Consider the following 15,021-nt stretch of genomic DNA (forward strand, 5'->3'; position numbering starts at 1 on the left):
CGCCCGGATGTCGTCAGTCGATCTGGGGGAGCGCCGGGCCGAGGATGTCGTCGGCGTCGACGATCGTGTAGGCGTAGCCCTGCTCGGCCAGGAAGCGCTGGCGGTGGGCGGCATATTCGGTGTCGATGGTGTCGCGGGAGACCACCGTGTAGAAGTGGGCCTGGCGCCCGTCGGCCTTGGGGCGCAGCACCCGGCCGAGGCGCTGGGCCTCTTCCTGCCGGGAACCGAACGTGCCGGAGACCTGGATGGCCACCGCCGCCTCGGGCAGGTCGATCGAGAAGTTGCCGACCTTCGACAGCACCAGCGTGCGCAGCTCACCGGCCCGGAACGCGTCGAACAGGCGCTCGCGCTCCTTGTTGGTGGTCGAACCCTGCACGATCGGGGCGTCGAGGTATTCGCCGAGCTGGTGCAGCTGGTCGAGGAAGCCACCGATGACCAGCACCGGCTCGTCGGGGTGTTTGTCGACCAGCGCCTTCACCACCGGCAGCTTGGTGCGGGCGGTGGCCGCCACCCGGTAGCGCTCCTCGGACTCGGCCACCGCGTAGGTCATCCGCTCGGCGTCGGTCAGCGTGACCCGCACCTCGACGCACTCGGCGGGCGCGATCCAGCCCTGGGCCTCGATGTCTTTCCAGGGGGCGTCGTAGCGCTTCGGACCGATCAGCGAGAACACGTCACCCTCGCGGCCGTCCTCGCGCACCAGGGTGGCGGTCAGGCCGAGCCGGCGACGGGCCTGCAGGTCGGCGGTGAACCGGAAGATCGGCGCCGGCAGCAGGTGGACCTCGTCGTAGACGACCAGGCCCCAGTCGCGGGCGCCGAACAGGTCGAGGTGGGTGAACGCGCCGCCGCGGCGGGACGTGAGCACCTGATAGGTCGCGATGGTGACCGGCCGGATCTCCTTGCGCTCGCCCGAGTATTCGCCGATCTCCTCCTCGGTCAGCGACGTGCGGGCGATCAGCTCGCGCTTCCACTGCCGCCCGGCCACCGTGTTGGTCACCAGGATCAGCGTCGTGGCCTTGGCCGTGGCCATCGCGGCCGCGCCGACCAGCGTCTTGCCGGCGCCGCAGGGCAGCACCACCACGCCCGAGCCGCCCGCCCAGAAGCCGTCGACCGCCTCCTGCTGGTAGGACCGCAGGGTCCAGCCGTCTTCGGCCAGGCTGATCTCGTGGGCCTCGCCGTCGACGTAGCCCGCGAGGTCTTCGGCCGGCCAGCCGAGTTTGAGCAGCGCCTGCTTGAGGCGGCCGCGCTCGGACGGGTGGACGGCGATGGTCTCGTCGTCGATCTTGGCGCCGAGCATGCCGGCCAGCTTCTTGGACTTCGCCACCTCGACCAGCACGATCTTGTCGAGGCCGCGCAGCACGAGGCCGTGACCCGGGTCGTTGACCAGCTGGAGACGGCCGTAGCGGTCCATGGTCTCGGCCACGTCGACCAGCAGCGCGTGCGGGACCGGGTAGCGCGAGTATTTGATCAGGGAGTCGACCACGCTCTCGGCGTCGTGGCCGGCGGCGCGGGCGTTCCAGAGGCCGAGCGGGGTCAACCGGTAGGTGTGGACGTGTTCCGGAGACCGTTCCAGCTCGGCGAACGGGGCGATGGCCATCCGGCACGCCTGCGCGTCGGGGTGGTCCACCTCCAGCAGAAGAGTCTTGTCGGACTGGACGATCAGAGGTCCGCCGCTCACTGAATCACCCTTCGAAGAGCACTAACCGACCCTCCAGTGTGACACGGAAACCCGGGCAACCCTCCGGCCCCGCGACTCGTTGATCAAGAGGCCGCACGCGTTCGGGGGCGTGCGGCCACTTCTACGCCTGATCGTCCGGTACCGCGGCCGTGATCCGGTGCAGCGCGAACGTGTGCAGGGTCTCGGTTCGTTCGTCCTCGGCCCGCAGATAGCCCGCACTCAGCGACACCGGCCGCACCAGCCGCGACAGAGTCGCCCCGTGCGAGTCGACATAACCCACCCAGACCCGGACCTTTTCCCGTACGGCCTGTTGCAGCACCGCCATCGCCTGCCCGTGCTGCTGCACCGAGGTGAGCCCCGGCACGCCCTGCCCGTTGGCCGCGCGCACGCTGACCGGGGCCCGGCGGGCCGCGCGGGTGGCGATGTCACCGCGCCGGATCTGTTCGACCACGCCGGCCAGCCGCGGCCCGGCGAGCACCGGCGGACCGGTCTGTTCGGCCAGGCGCGAGGCCACCGACGAACGGGTCGGAGCTCGCCGCACCTTGGGCCGGGTGAGCACGGCGGCGCCCCCGGCGTCCTCGGCCACCGGCGCGAAGCCCGCCTCGCGCAGGCCGCCCAGCAGCCGCGCCACCTGCAGCGGACTGACCAGCACGGTCGGGGCGATCTGGCGCAGGCCGAGCGGAGCGAGCCGCTTTTCGGCCATCACCTCGGCCAGCAGCGCCTCGTCGTCGCTGCGCAGGTAGGAACCGGCCGACCCGGCCCGCAGCCCGCCGTGCTTCCGCGCGGCGTCGTCGATCATGTAGGTCAGCGTCTGCGGCACCGGGGTGCGCGACCGGCGCCGGAACAGCGAGTGCAGGTCGGCCGCCGTGTAACCGACGTCGAGGGCCCGCCGCACACTGGCCGCGGTGACCCGGAACACGCTGGCGCCGCCGGCCGACTCGGGCTCGGCGATCACGTCGAGCTCGGCCGCCAGTTCGGGCTCGGGCGGACCGGGCACCACCACCGACAGATCGGCCTGCACGAGCACGTGGTCGACCGGGGCCGGCAGCAGCGCGTCGAGCGTGCGGACGGCGTCACCGGGCGGCTCGGCCGAGCCCGGCCGCACCCCGAGCGGGTCGGTGTCGCCCTCGTCCACGTCTTCCAGCAGCAGTCGCCCGTACGAGGTGATGGCCCCGAGCGCGCTCACACCCAGTTGCGCCGCGCCGGCCAGGGCGTCGCGGTGGGCCGCCTCACGCCCGCGCGAGCGCCGCGGGGTCTGCCAGGCGAGCAGGCCCAGAACCTCGTCGACCTGCGGTGCCGTGCCCGGTTTGAGGTCGGCCAGCACGAGCAGGCCCTCGCGCCGGGCCAGCGGGGCGCCGGCGCGCTCGGCGTCGGGGGCGAGCGCGTTGATCGGGCGGTCCCGGTCGTCGCGCTGACCCACCAGGCCCGGCTGCCGGGTCATCGCGAGCCACGCGTGGGCCAGGGCCGACCAGCGCTGGGCGATGCTGAGCGCGCGCCACAGGTCGTACGCACCGGTGGGCAGGAAGATCTCGTCGACGGTTCCGCCGGCCCGGCTCACCGTGACCGAGCGGCTCGTGCCGGACGCGTCGGTCTCGCCGAGCAGCCCCGACGCGTACGCGATCTCGAGCAGCAGCGCGGCCCCCGGCTCGTCCAGCCCGGCCGCGCGGGCGAGACGCTTGAGATCCCGTACGCCCAGACCACCGGCCCGCAACACCGGAGCGGGCTCGGCCGCGAGCGCCTCCAGCAGCGACTCGGTGCTGCGGACGGCCTCCATCACCTGACCCGCGCCGGCCGAGTCGACCGACTTCGGGTCGCGGGTCGTGCCCTCGGGGATCGGCGGGAACGGCCGCAGCGCACCCAGCGGGCCGGTGTCACGCCGCAGCAGCATGCCCACCTCGCGCGGAAGCTCGACCAGCTCGCCGTCGGGGCGGGGCGCGCGGCCGGCTTCGCTGATCGGCACCAGCACGTGGTTGTCGACCAGCCACTGCACCGGCTCGGCGACCGACTCGCGACGCAGGGCGCCGATCGGCGGGCCCACGGCGAGCCGGTCGAGCACCGCGCGGGCGCCGGGCGGGGCGGCCAGGACCGTACGGCGCAGCTTGGCCTTGTCGGCGCAGAGCGCGGCCGCCTGCGGGTCGAGGAAATCGGCGGGACGGCCCAGGCCGGCGGGGTAGGGGGAGGTGACCTCGTCGATCGCGCCGACCAGGTGGAGGGCGTCCGCACCGCCGTACAGGAGGAAACGCACTCGCAGCCGGTCGACCGCGACCCGGACGTCGTCGGGCGCGACCCCGGGGGCCAGTTCGAGAATGGCCTCGACCGAGGTGGTGGCCGTCTCTTCGGAGCGGCTCAGGCGGGCCGCGTCGAGGATGTGGAGGGTGAACTCGTCGAGGCCGTCGAGGCAGCGCGCGACCGAGCCGCGGGACTGCGCGCGCACGGCGAGCGCGGAGATGTCGGCGGGCACGGGCACGACGAGGTCGGGACGCAACTGGACGAGCGCGCTCAGCGCCTCGTCGGTCAGCGACCGGAGTTGATCGGCGAATGTGGTGGCCATCGTGTTCAACGCTAGCCGCCGTGGGACGATATTGAGGTGTCCGGCATGGCCCGGACACTGATCCGTACGGACGCTGAAGGGGACATCTGTGGCCGCGAAGAACAAGTTGCCCGGGACCGACGTCAAGGGCGGCGCGGGCCCCCGCCAGACGCAGTCGGTCGACATGAAGGGCCACCTGAACGTTTCCGAGCTCATCTCGGACCGCGCGGCGGCGCCGTCACCGTTCGGTGACGACCAGACCTTCCCGCTGCCGGTGGACCGCCTGAACTACATCCCGTCGACCCCCGCGTGACGCTTTTCTCACACGTGCGCCGGGTTCGTCGATGATGAGCCCGGCGGTCGGGTTCGACCTGGACATGACCCTGATCGACTCCCGGCCCGGCATTCACGCCGCCTACCGGGCGCTGACCGCTTCGACCGGCGTCTTCGTCGACGCCGACCTCGCGGTCACGCGCCTGGGGCCGCCGTTGCGCACCGAGCTGGCGCACTGGTTTTCGGCCGACCAGGTCGAGGAGGCGGTCACCACCTATCGCGCCCTCTACGTCGAACACGCGATCACCCCGGCCGTGCCCACCGAGGGCGCGGTCGAAGCGTTGGCGGCCGTCCGCTCGCTGGGGCTTCGGGTGGTGGTCGTCACCTCGAAGCTGGGGCGGCTGGCCGCGTTGCATCTCGACCACCTCGGCATGGTCGCCGACGAGCTGGCCGGTGACCTGTTCGCCGAGGGCAAGGCGGCGGCGCTGGTCGAGCATGGTGTGCGCTGGTATGTGGGCGATCACGTGGCCGACATGGTGGCGGCGCGAACGGCCGGGGTGCCTGGGATCGGTGTGACGACCGGGCCTTGCTCAGCCGACGAACTCTGGGACGCCGGGGCCGCGTACGTGCTGAAGGATCTGACCGCCCTGCCCGCTCTGCTGCGCGAGATTGCGGTTGGGCCGACGGGCACCGCTTAAGTAGCCTTGCGGTGAGCGGTTGTTTCCATTGAGTGAAGTTGAGGTCAGCGGTGCCCACGGGTCGAGTGAAGTGGTACGACGCGGCGAAGGGATTCGGATTCGTCACCAGCGATGAGGGCGGCGACGTGTTCCTGCCCAAGGGCGCGCTGCCGGCCGGGGTGGCCGAATTGAAGACGGGTCAGCGCATCGAGTTCGGTGTGGTCGACAGCCGCAAGGGCGCCCAGGCCATGGGCGTCAAGCTGATCGACGCCCCGCCGTCGCTGGCGGAGCTGCGACGCCGCCCGGCGGAAGAGCTGCACAGCATGGTCGAAGACATGATCAAGGTCCTCGAGTCGCAGGTGCAGCCCGGACTGAGCCGCGGGCGCTACCCGGACAAACGAGTCGCGCAGAAGATCGCGCAACTCGTGCGTGCCGTCGCGAAAGAGTTCGAAGTCTAGATAAAAGGTTTCACAGCAGGCGTCAGACCCGCCGCTGCCGAACGCTGCAACAGGGCGTCGGCGGCGGCGAGTCCGTCTCGGCCCAGCTCCAGCGTGAACTCGTTCACATAGAGGTCGATGTGCTGCTGCACGACCTCGGGCTCCATCTCCTGCGCGTTGGCCAGGATGAACTCGCGGCTCGCGTCGGGGTTGGCCCAGGCCATGCTCACCGAGTTGCGGATCCACTCGGTCGCCTGGGCCGGGTCGACCACGCCCCGCTTGGCGAGGATCGCGCCCAGCGGGATCGGCAGACCCGTGTCGGCCTCCCACCACTCGCCCAGGTCGGCCAGCGCGTGCAGGCCGTGGCGCTGGTAGGTGAAACGGGCCTCGTGGATGACCAGACCGGCGTCGTACTTGCCCTCGGCCACGCCCGGCATGATCTGGTGGAACGGGACGACCTCGATGCGGCCCGGCGCCCGGTCGGCCGACCAGAGGCGGAAGAGCAGATAAGCCGTCGTACGGTCGCCCGGCACGGCCACGGTCTTGCCGGTGAGATCGACGCCCGGTTCCCGGGTGAGCACGAGCGGACCACAGCCCCGGCCGAGCGCGCCGCCGGTGGGCAGCAGCTCGTAGTCGTCGAGCAGCCACGGCAGAGCCGCGTAGCTGACCTTGACCAGGTCGAACTCGCCCCGCTCGGCCGCCGTGTTGGTCACGTCGACGTCGGCGAACGTCAGGTTGACCTCGGGAGCGCCCGGGATGAGCCCGTGCACCAGAGCGTGGAAGACGAACGTGTCGTTGGGGCACGGAGAGACCGCGAGTGAAAGCGCCACGGCGTCCACGCTAGACGCGTCACCCGGTCATCGGGCGGCGCGACAGGTGTCTCTCATCCCACACGCCCTCCGCGTGCCTTTCTCGCCGCTTCGCTCCGGGCTCCGTTCCGGGCTTCGTTCCGGGCTTCGTTCCGGCAAGTTATCCACAGGCTTTCCACAATGCGCCGGAAGCTGTGGACAACGCCGCGAAGGCCTCCTTGAGCCGCCACGCCGCCCTGTCCCGAGGCCCGATCGGGTTGGAGATGCTGCGCAGCTCAACGAAGGGAAGCCCGGCGGCGGCGACCGCCACCCCGTAGCCCTCCATGGCCTCGGCCACGGCCTGTGGATAACTTCGCGCCAGCCGCTCGGCGGTGGCGGTGGTGCCGGTGACGGTGCTCAGGGTCACGACGTCCCCCGGGACCGCTGTGGGCAGGGCATCGGTGAGCGCTTTCACGAGCGCCGGGTCGGCGTCGATCACGCTGGTGCCGAAGCCGAGCTCGTCGACCGTGAGGAAGCCGTCGGGGGTTTCGGCGCCCAGATCGGCGGCGATGCTGCGGACGCCGACAACGACTGATCCGACCGGCGCCCGCCCGACGAAGCCGCCCGCGATTCCCGCTGAGACGACGGCGCGGTAGGGCCCGTTCCCGCTCGCGCTTCCACTCCCACGCCCGCTCGCGCTCGCGCTCGCGCCTGCGCTTGCCAGCAGCCGGGCCGTGCCGGCCGCAGCGGCCGCGGGCCCGACACCGACAGTTTCGACGACGACGTGGTCGGGGTCGGCGCCCGCCCGCACAGCTTCGGCCTCAGCGGCCACAGCGGTTACGACCAGGAGGGGCAGAGTCATCGGGCGGCGTCCTTGAATCTCAACGGGGCTCCTCGCGGTGCTTAGTGACGGTCCCGGCTGCTGTGGCTGGGCGCGATGGTGACAGCTCCGGAATCCGTGGCTTCGTGACGGGCCCCGACAGCCGCGGCGGTCGGACCCGGTCGCACGTCCTTGATCGTCGTCTCTGTAGCGCGCCTTACCTAGCGCCTTACCTAGCGCATTACCCGCCCTACCAGGGGGCCTCCACCCAACACCCATCCTGGCGGAAATTGGCGATCAACGCGGACCTGGGGGTGTCCTGCCTGTGGACAGCGCGGGATTGTGGATAACCCCCGGGCGGGCCGGTTGGCGAGCATGATGGGCGGGTCTCAGCGGTCCGGGTCGTTGGTGGGGGAGGAGTTGCCGTTGGTGGGGTGGTCGGCTGAGCTCGGGCGATAGACGTGGAAGCCGGGCGGGGCCAGTGCCGGGTCGGGCTTGGGCTCCTCCTGGGTCGGCGGCGGAGGAGGCGGCGGCGGGGGTGGCGGCTCGGAGGCGGCCTTCTTGTCCCTGCGGCGACTGAGCCAGCCCTTTTTGGGCTCGCCCAGGTCGACCTTGGTGGGGTCGGTGCCGCGCGGGGGCCGCGCGGGCTGCGCCGAGGGCTGCCCGGGCCGCGACGAGGGAGACGTGGGCCGGTTGGGGGGTGGCACGTTGTTGGCTCGGGTCCGGGTCGGCACGGTTGGTGCCTCGGGCCACGGGTCGGTCGGCTCGGCGGAGCGGGTGGTCCGTGTCTGGCCGTCACGTGACTCGCCGGGAGTGGACGGCTGGCTGTCGGCGTGAGAACGGCCGGGCGAAGCGGGGCCAGGTTCGGCGGAGGTGCCGACGGCGGGTGAGACGGGCGTGGGGTCGTCGACCCGGCCGCTCAGGCGTTCGTTGTGCAGGCGCGTGGCGATGTAGCCGGCCCGGACCGCGGCCGCGACGGCCAGCAGGGCGGCCAGGCCGACGCCGAGGCGGCCGGGGAGCGGGATGATGCCGATGCCGCCGCCCAGCACCCAGGCGATCATCAGGACCGTCTCGGAGTGGGCGAACGCGCTGGCGCGCAGGCGTTCGGGGACGCGTTCCTGGATGCTGGCGTCGACCGCCAGCTTGGCAATGCCGCTGAAGATGGCCACCACCAGCGCCAGCAAGGTGACCGTGGCCAGGCTGTAGAAGAGCGTGGCCAGCACGCCCGTCGCCGCCGTCACTGTGAGGCCGGCTGACTGCAGGGCCAGCGGGCGGCGGATGCGCAGACGGGTGCCGACGGCGGTGGACAGGAACGTGCCCACGGCCAGGGCGCCACCGATCAGACCGACCGAGCCCTGGCGGCCGATGTCGTTGCCCAGGATCGTGGTGTCGAGCTGGTCGGCCATGATGACGAAGGCCAGGAACAGCAGCATGAAGCCGTAGAGCAGGCGGAGACTGGCGGCGCCGATCAGCGTGGCGACCACCAGCTTGCCCGAGAGCGGGCGGTCCTCGCCGCGGCCCAGGCGCAGCATCGTGCGCCACGGGCGGGGCACGGCCTCGGGCGGGTCGGAGTCGGCGCGCGGTGGCAGGCGCAGCGACACCACCATGCCCACGATAAAAATGATCATCGCCACGCGCAGGGGCCACTGCGGGCCGAACTTGAACGCGAGCAGGCCGACGGGGGCGACCACGGCGCCCGCGAACGTGCCGTAGACGCTGGCCCGGGCGCCGACCTGAGACAGGCCGATGCCCTCGGGCAGAAGTCTGGGCACGGCGGCTGACCTGGCTACGCCGTACGCACGGGAAAGCGCGAGAACCCCGAAAGCCGCCGGATAAAGTCCCCAGCCGAAAAGGTGATCGGAGATCACGTAGGCCAGGAAGGCCCGGCCGAGCATCGTGACCGCGAGGGCGTAGCGGCGGCCGTGGCGGAAGTGGTCGAGCAGCGGGCCGACCACGGGGGCCAGCAGCGCGAACGGCACCATGGTGATGAGCAGGTAGAGCGCGACCTTGCTGCGGGCCTCGCCCAGCGGGACGTTGAAGAAGATGGTGCCGGCCAGGCCGATCGCGATCAGCGTGTCACCGGCGCAGGAGAGCGCGTGCAGGTCGAAGAGCCGGATCATGCCGGTCTCGTTGGCGGCGCCCTTGGCCCGCGCCGTGCCGACCCGGCGGGTGGCCCACGCTCCACCGCGCACGGAACCGCGCACCAGCAGGCGGGCCGCCTTGACGCCGGTGCCGACGGTGCGTCCGAGAGAGGGAAGCAGCGGCATGGCACCCATCCTGACTGATGGGAGCGAGCGGTGTCCCGTTCCGGGACCGGCAGAATCCGGGGGAGTCGGTGCGGAACAGGTGACCGGGTGGGGGACAATAGACAGGTGACGACTCGGACCACCACGCGTGCCGCCCGCCTCGACCAGGTTTGTGCCGATGCTGTCGGGGTCGCTCGGGGCGCCATCACCGATGTGGACCCGGCTGACGTCGGCGACCACCTCGAGGCCATTGCCGAGGGCGACCGGGTTGTGACCCACCTGTTCGAGAGTCACCTCGCGGGCTACCGCGGCTGGCGCTGGGCGGTCACGGTGACGCGGGTGCCGCGCAGCCGCCACGTCACCATTTGCGAAACCGTGCTGCTGCCGGGGCCCGACGCGCTGCTCGCTCCGGGCTGGGTGCCGTGGAACGAGCGCCTCCAGCCGGGCGACCTCGGTGTGGGCGATCTCATGCCCACCGCGCCCGACGACGAGCGCCTGGCCCAGGGCTACGTGTTGAGCGACGACCCAGCCGTCGAAGAGGTCAGCTGGGAACTCGGCCTCGGCCGCTCGCGGGTCATGTCGCGGGAGGGCCGCATCGACGCCGCCCAGAGGTGGTACGACGGTGAGGCCGGTCCCGAGGCGCCCATCTCAGTGGCCGCCCCGCGCAACGCCCGCTGCGGCACCTGCGGGTTCTACCTGCCGCTGGCCGGTTCGATGCGTTCGATGTTCGGCGTCTGCGGCAACCTCTACGCCCCCGACGACGGCCGCGCCGTGAGCTCCGACCACGGTTGTGGCGCCCACTCCGAGGCCCTGCTCGGCACGCCCGAGCCGCAGGCGCCGGTCGACGAGCTGCCCACGGTCTACGACGACAGCGAGGTCGAGTCGGTCGCGGTCAGCCGCGGTCACGGCTCGGTCGAAGAGAGCGAACCGGCCGAGGACTACGGCCACAGCTAGGCAGACCACCTAGGCCTCTGACGTCACCCTGAACTCGGGGTGAGTCAGCGCGCGGCGGCGGCGACGGTGCCGGTCGTGGACGATCATGGTGATCAGGCCGGGGATGCCGGCCAGGAACCCGGCGATGCAGATCTGAAGCCAGCGGTCGGGGCCGTCGGCCAGCCACACGATGAGGGCGGCGACGGCGAACGCGGCCAGGCCGCCGACGGCGAACGGGACCATGGGTGGGTCCAGCGGCTCGACACGGGGCTGCGGAGTGCTCACACCGACAGGATAGGTCCGCGGAGATCACCGGTGGGTCCCTGTGACAGGGCCGACACAGCCTGGTTTTGCGCAGGTCATCGACTGCTGAGACCATGCCCGCGAAGTTTCCTCGTGAACCGGAGAGGGCCGCATGACCGCCGCAACCGATACCCGTACACCGAAAAATGGTTTTGATCGGTTCTTTGAGATCTCGGCCCGGGGCTCGACCCTCGGCCGTGAGGTTCGCGGTGGCCTGGCCACCTTCTTCACGATGGCCTACATCGTGGTGCTCAACCCGCTGATCCTCGGCAACGGGGTCGACGGTGACGGCGCCCAGCTGGCCATCACCGCCCTGGCCGCGGGCACGGCGCTGGTGGCCGGTCTGATGACCATCCTGATGGGCGTCGTGGCCCGGTTCCCGCTCGCTCTGGCCGCCGGCCTCGGTGTGAACGCCCTGGTCGCGTATGAGATCGCCCCCACCATGACCTGGGCCGACGCGATGGGCCTGGTCGTCATCGAGGGCGTGCTGATCGCGATCCTGGTGCTGACCGGTCTGCGCACGATGGTCTTCCGGGCCGTTCCGACCCAGCTCAAGACCGCGATCGGCGTCGGCATCGGCCTGTTCCTGATGATCATCGGGCTGGTCGACGCGGGCTTCGTGCGCCGCATCCCGGACGCGTCCGGCACCACCGTCCCGCTCGAGCTCGGCGTCGGCGGCAAGCTCTCCACCTGGCCCACCGTGGTCTTCGTGGCCGGTCTGCTGTTCACGCTGGTGCTCTTCGTCCGCAAGGTGCGCGGCGCGATCCTGATCGGCATCCTCGGCAGCACCGTGCTGGCGATCATCGTGGAGGCCATCGCCCACCCCAAGGGCTGGTCGCTGAACACCCCGAAGCTGCCCGAGAAGATCGTCAGCTCGCCCGACCTGTCGCTGCTCGGCCACTTCAACGTGCTCGACTCGTGGTCGCGGGCGGGCTGGCTGGTCGTGATCATGTTCATCTTCACGCTGCTGATCACGGACTTCTTCGACACCATGGGCACGATGGTCGCCGTCGGCCAGGAGGGCAACCTCCTCGATTCCGAGGGCATGCCGCCGCGTACGCGGGAAATTCTGCTCGTCGACTCGGTGGCGGCCGCCGCGGGTGGTGCGGCCAGCGTGTCGAGCAACACGTCGTACATCGAGAGCGCGGCCGGTGTCGGTGAGGGCGCCCGCACCGGAGCCGCCAACCTGGTCACCGGCGTGCTCTTCCTGCTCGCCATGTTCCTGGCGCCGCTGGTCACCGTGGTGCCGTTCGAGGCCGCGTCGACCGCGCTGGTCGTGGTCGGCTTCCTGATGATGACCGCGGTGAAGCAGATCGACTGGAGCGACTACACGATCGCGATCCCGGCGTTCCTGGCCATCACGCTGATGCCGTTCACCTACTCGATCTCCAACGGCATCGGCGCCGGCATCATCACCTACGTGCTCCTCAAGGCGGTCACCGGCAAGGCCCGCGAGGTCCACCCCATCCTGTACGGCGTGGCTGTGCTCTTCGTCCTCTACTTCTTGCGTGGCCCGCTGGAGACTTGGATCCTGTGACCTGCGGTGACCGAGGTCATGTGCGTTTCCAATGTCGTTAGCCTGGCTCATTAGCTAGGCTAAGAACCGTGATGGAGTGTCCCGTGGTGGCGGATCGAGGCACAGCCGATGAGCTGGCCAAGGCCCTGCGCGAGGCGATCATGCGACTGAACCGGCGGGTCCGTCAGGCCCGCCCGGTCGGTGATCTCACCTTCAGCCAGCTCTCCGCGCTGACCAGCCTCCAGCTGGCCGGCGCGCTGACCCCGCGTGAACTGGCCGACGTCGAACGCGTCCAGCCCCCGACGATGACCAAGATCGTCGGGAAGCTGGAGGAACGTGGCCTGGTCGCGCGGACCCCGCACCCGACCGACGGCCGGCAGGTCATCCTGTCGGCCACGGAGCAGGGACGGGCCGTGCACGCCCAGTTCGAGAAGGCGCGGAACGTCTGGCTGGCGACCCAGCTGGCCGACCTGGCGCCGGACGAACGGGAAACACTGGCCCGGGCCTCGGAGATCCTGCAGAAGATCTCCCGCGCCTGAGGGTTCGGCTACGCGGCGCTTCGTCACGAGACGATGACGCGTACGACCGAACAGGAGGCACAACCGCGTGCGGTCAGTGCTGGACACCACATTCCGGTCCCTCAGGGTTCGCAACTACCGGCTCTTCGCCACCGGCCAGCTCGTGAAGCTGGTCGGCGTGTGGATGATGTTCACCGCCCAGGACTGGCTCGTGCTCGACCTGTCCGGCAACTCGCCCAGCGCGCTCGGCCTGGTGACGTCGCTCCAGTTCCTGCCGGTCCTCCTGCTGACCCTGTACGCCGGTAAGCTCGCCGACCGCTTCGACAAGCGCCGCCTGCTCGTGATCGCCAACGCCGCGTTCGCGATCACCGCGATCGCCCTCGCCGTGCTGGTCGCCTCGGGGCACGCCGAGCTCTGGCACGTCTTCCTCTTCGCCGGTCTGCTCGGCATCGCCAACGCCGTCGAGACCCCCGTCCGTCAGGCGTTCGTCTCCGAACTGGTGGAACTGCCGCTGCTGCCCAACGCGCTCGCCCTGTCGGCCGCGACCTTCAACACCGCCCGGATCGGCGGCCCGGCCCTGGCCGGCGTCGCGCTCGCGCTCTTCGGCACCGGCCCGGTCTTCCTGATCTCGACCGTCCTGGCGATCGCCCCGATCTTCAGCTACACCCGCATGCGCGCGGCCGACCTGAGGCCCGCGGCCCGGCAGGCCAAGAAGGACGCCCGCATCATGGACGGCCTGCGCTACGTCGGCCGGCGCCCCGACCTGGTGCTGCCGATCAGCCTGATGTTCGTGGTCGGCATGATCGGCTTCAACTTCCCGGTCACCCTGGCCGCCCTCGCCAAGATTGACTTCAACGCCGGACCGTCCACGTTCGGCCTGCTCACCACCGCCCTGGCCGTCGGCGCGCTCGGTGGCGCCCTGGCCGGCAGCGCCCGCCGGGCCCGGCCCAGCTCGCACCTGGTGATCGGCGCGGCGATCGCGTTCGGCGCGCTCGAGTTCGCGGTCGGCTTCGCCCCGAACTTCGTGGTCGCCATGCTGGTGCTGATCCCGACCGGGTTCTTCTCGATCTACTTGGCCCAGGCCGCGAACCACCGCGTGCAGATGGGCGTCGACCCCGAGTACCGCGGACGGGTGATGGCCCTCTACGTTCTGGTCTTCCTCGGCACCACGCCGATCGGGGCGTCGCTGGCCGGCTGGTGGGGTGAGCGGTTCGGGGTGGCGTCGAGCATCTCCGGCGCCGGGGTCGTCTGCTTCGTCGCCGGGCTGATCGCCCTGGTGTGGCAGCTCCGCACGAACGGTGAGCGGATCGAGATGACGCTGCGGCCTCGTCCCCGCCTGACGCTGGTGCCTCCGGCGCCGGTCTCCATCCCGCCGGTCGCGCCAGCAGCCCCTCCCAAAGTCGCGGAAAGGGCGGCCTGACGGGTATTTGGCAGGAAAGCCTATTCCGATCCGGCTCGGTTCCCCTTTAGCGTCAGTGCGTGGCCTACGCGCACATGGTTGTGCTCACGGCGGCGCTCGTTCCTCTCCTGCCGTACGCGGTAGTGGTCGTCCGGCGGAGGGAAGAGCTCCGCCGCAAGCGTGCGTGGACCCCTCTCGACCAGGCGTGCCACGAGGTCGACCCGGCCGCCGTGGTGGCCCGCCTCGGCCCGCCGCCGATCGAGTGGCTGGCCCACGACCTGCGGCGTCTCGAGCGTCAGCGCCGCGGTGGGGTCACGCTCGAGTCCGACCGCTGGTTCGAGGCCGTGATGCGGGCCTACGACGACCGCCTCTGCATGGCCTGCGAGTGCCTCGGGGTGGAGCAGAACCTGCGCCCGCTCCACGGCATCGACCGCGAGATCGAGCGCGTGCGGGTCGTGGGTGCGCTCGAAGCGGCCGGCCTGGACCTGCGCTGAGGGGCCGGCCTGGACCTGCGCTGAGGCGCCGGCTCAGACCTGCGCTGAGGTGCGCCGGCCGGCCATGAGCGCGGCCAGGATCAGGGCGACGGCCGCTCCGGCGATGCTGGGCAGGCCGACCTCATCGCGTACGGCGTAAGAAGCCGCCGATGTCGCCAAAACACCGCCGCTGTAGGCGAACGCGACCGGCAGCGCCATGCGGGCCGCTCGCTCGGGCAGGGCTGCGGCCACCGCCAGCGCGACGATCAGGATCAGATCGGGCACCAGGAACATGTTGTCCGAGCGCCAGGAGTCGTGAAGGAACAGGAAGACGAAGGTGCTCAGGCTGAGCGTGGCCCCTACGAGTCGGCCCCAGGCTACGAGTCGCATGTCTACACCGTAGACAAGCGCGCGGCCCATGTCTACGGCGTAG

15 protein-coding genes are annotated in these 15,021 nt (G+C 71.0%); 8 read left to right on the plus strand and 7 right to left on the minus strand.

The annotated features are described in order from the left end of the window. Positions 1 to 13: 13 nt before the first annotated feature. Both JIG36_RS21065 and JIG36_RS21070 read right to left on the minus strand, forming a co-directional pair. A complete protein-coding gene (locus tag JIG36_RS21065; protein ID WP_203378055.1) occupies positions 14 to 1,675 on the minus strand; it encodes a DNA repair helicase XPB in 1,662 nt (553 codons plus the stop codon). 121 nt (positions 1,676 to 1,796) lie between these two features. Continuing rightward, positions 1,797 to 4,226: a helicase-associated domain-containing protein gene (locus JIG36_RS21070; RefSeq protein WP_203378056.1), complete on the minus strand. Its 2,430-nt coding sequence runs from the start codon at positions 4,224 to 4,226 to the stop codon at positions 1,797 to 1,799. Positions 4,227 to 4,314: 88 nt separating this feature from the next. Here JIG36_RS21070 and JIG36_RS21075 point away from each other — a divergent pair, with 88 nt between their 5' ends. The 3 genes from JIG36_RS21075 to JIG36_RS21085 are packed head-to-tail and all read left to right on the plus strand — an operon-like array spanning position 4,315 to position 5,613. Then, positions 4,315 to 4,518, plus strand: coding sequence for a hypothetical protein (locus JIG36_RS21075; RefSeq protein ID WP_203378057.1), 204 nt, complete (start codon positions 4,315 to 4,317; stop codon positions 4,516 to 4,518). Between the two features lie 34 nt (positions 4,519 to 4,552). Continuing rightward, on the plus strand, positions 4,553 to 5,176 hold the full coding sequence (locus JIG36_RS21080; protein WP_203378262.1) for an HAD family hydrolase: 624 nt from the start codon (positions 4,553 to 4,555) through the stop codon (positions 5,174 to 5,176). 50 nt (positions 5,177 to 5,226) lie between these two features. Continuing rightward, entirely contained in the window at positions 5,227 to 5,613 is a 387-nt protein-coding gene (locus JIG36_RS21085) for a cold-shock protein (protein ID WP_203378058.1), read from the plus strand. Here the strand turns inward: JIG36_RS21085 and JIG36_RS21090 are convergent. From JIG36_RS21090 to JIG36_RS21100, 3 genes are all read right to left on the minus strand, one after another. Next, a complete protein-coding gene (locus JIG36_RS21090; RefSeq protein ID WP_203378059.1) occupies positions 5,610 to 6,422 on the minus strand; it encodes a 1,4-dihydroxy-6-naphtoate synthase in 813 nt (270 codons plus the stop codon). The two genes, JIG36_RS21085 and JIG36_RS21090, sit on opposite strands and share 4 nt — an antisense overlap. Positions 6,423 to 6,561: 139 nt before the next feature. Next, positions 6,562 to 7,242: a futalosine hydrolase gene (locus JIG36_RS21095; RefSeq protein WP_203378060.1), complete on the minus strand. Its 681-nt coding sequence runs from the start codon at positions 7,240 to 7,242 to the stop codon at positions 6,562 to 6,564. 347 nt (positions 7,243 to 7,589) lie between these two features. After that, the gene (locus tag JIG36_RS21100) at positions 7,590 to 9,467 is read right to left on the minus strand and encodes an MFS transporter (RefSeq protein WP_203378061.1); all 1,878 of its coding nucleotides are present in this window, start codon (positions 9,465 to 9,467) and stop codon (positions 7,590 to 7,592) included. 87 nt (positions 9,468 to 9,554) lie between these two features. Here JIG36_RS21100 and JIG36_RS21105 point away from each other — a divergent pair, with 87 nt between their 5' ends. Continuing rightward, entirely contained in the window at positions 9,555 to 10,400 is an 846-nt protein-coding gene (locus JIG36_RS21105; RefSeq protein WP_203378062.1) for a DUF3027 domain-containing protein, read from the plus strand. Between the two features lie 9 nt (positions 10,401 to 10,409). Here JIG36_RS21105 and JIG36_RS21110 read toward each other — a convergent pair whose 3' ends face one another. Beyond that, positions 10,410 to 10,622, minus strand: a complete 213-nt coding sequence (locus JIG36_RS21110) for a DUF2530 domain-containing protein (RefSeq protein ID WP_236047979.1) — start codon at positions 10,620 to 10,622, stop codon at positions 10,410 to 10,412. A gap of 172 nt (positions 10,623 to 10,794) precedes the next feature. On the opposite strand from JIG36_RS21110, the gene JIG36_RS21115 reads away from it, so the two are divergent. From JIG36_RS21115 to JIG36_RS21130, 4 genes are all read left to right on the plus strand, one after another. Beyond that, on the plus strand, positions 10,795 to 12,219 hold the full coding sequence (locus tag JIG36_RS21115) for an NCS2 family permease (protein WP_203378064.1): 1,425 nt from the start codon (positions 10,795 to 10,797) through the stop codon (positions 12,217 to 12,219). 71 nt (positions 12,220 to 12,290) lie between these two features. Beyond that, a complete protein-coding gene (locus tag JIG36_RS21120; RefSeq protein WP_203378263.1) occupies positions 12,291 to 12,737 on the plus strand; it encodes a MarR family winged helix-turn-helix transcriptional regulator in 447 nt (148 codons plus the stop codon). Between the two features lie 67 nt (positions 12,738 to 12,804). Continuing rightward, positions 12,805 to 14,136 (plus strand): MFS transporter, encoded by a 1,332-nt coding sequence (locus JIG36_RS21125; protein ID WP_203378065.1) that lies wholly within the window; start codon positions 12,805 to 12,807, stop codon positions 14,134 to 14,136. A gap of 59 nt (positions 14,137 to 14,195) precedes the next feature. After that, the gene (locus JIG36_RS21130; protein ID WP_307872825.1) at positions 14,196 to 14,609 is read left to right on the plus strand and encodes a hypothetical protein; all 414 of its coding nucleotides are present in this window, start codon (positions 14,196 to 14,198) and stop codon (positions 14,607 to 14,609) included. 33 nt (positions 14,610 to 14,642) lie between these two features. On the opposite strand, the gene JIG36_RS21135 is transcribed toward JIG36_RS21130, so the two are convergent. Then, positions 14,643 to 14,978, minus strand: a complete 336-nt coding sequence (locus tag JIG36_RS21135; RefSeq protein WP_203378066.1) for a hypothetical protein — start codon at positions 14,976 to 14,978, stop codon at positions 14,643 to 14,645. Positions 14,979 to 15,021 lie beyond the last annotated feature (43 nt).

This window comes from Paractinoplanes ovalisporus, assembly GCF_016834655.1.
GTDB lineage: Bacteria > Actinomycetota > Actinomycetes > Mycobacteriales > Micromonosporaceae > Actinoplanes > Actinoplanes ovalisporus.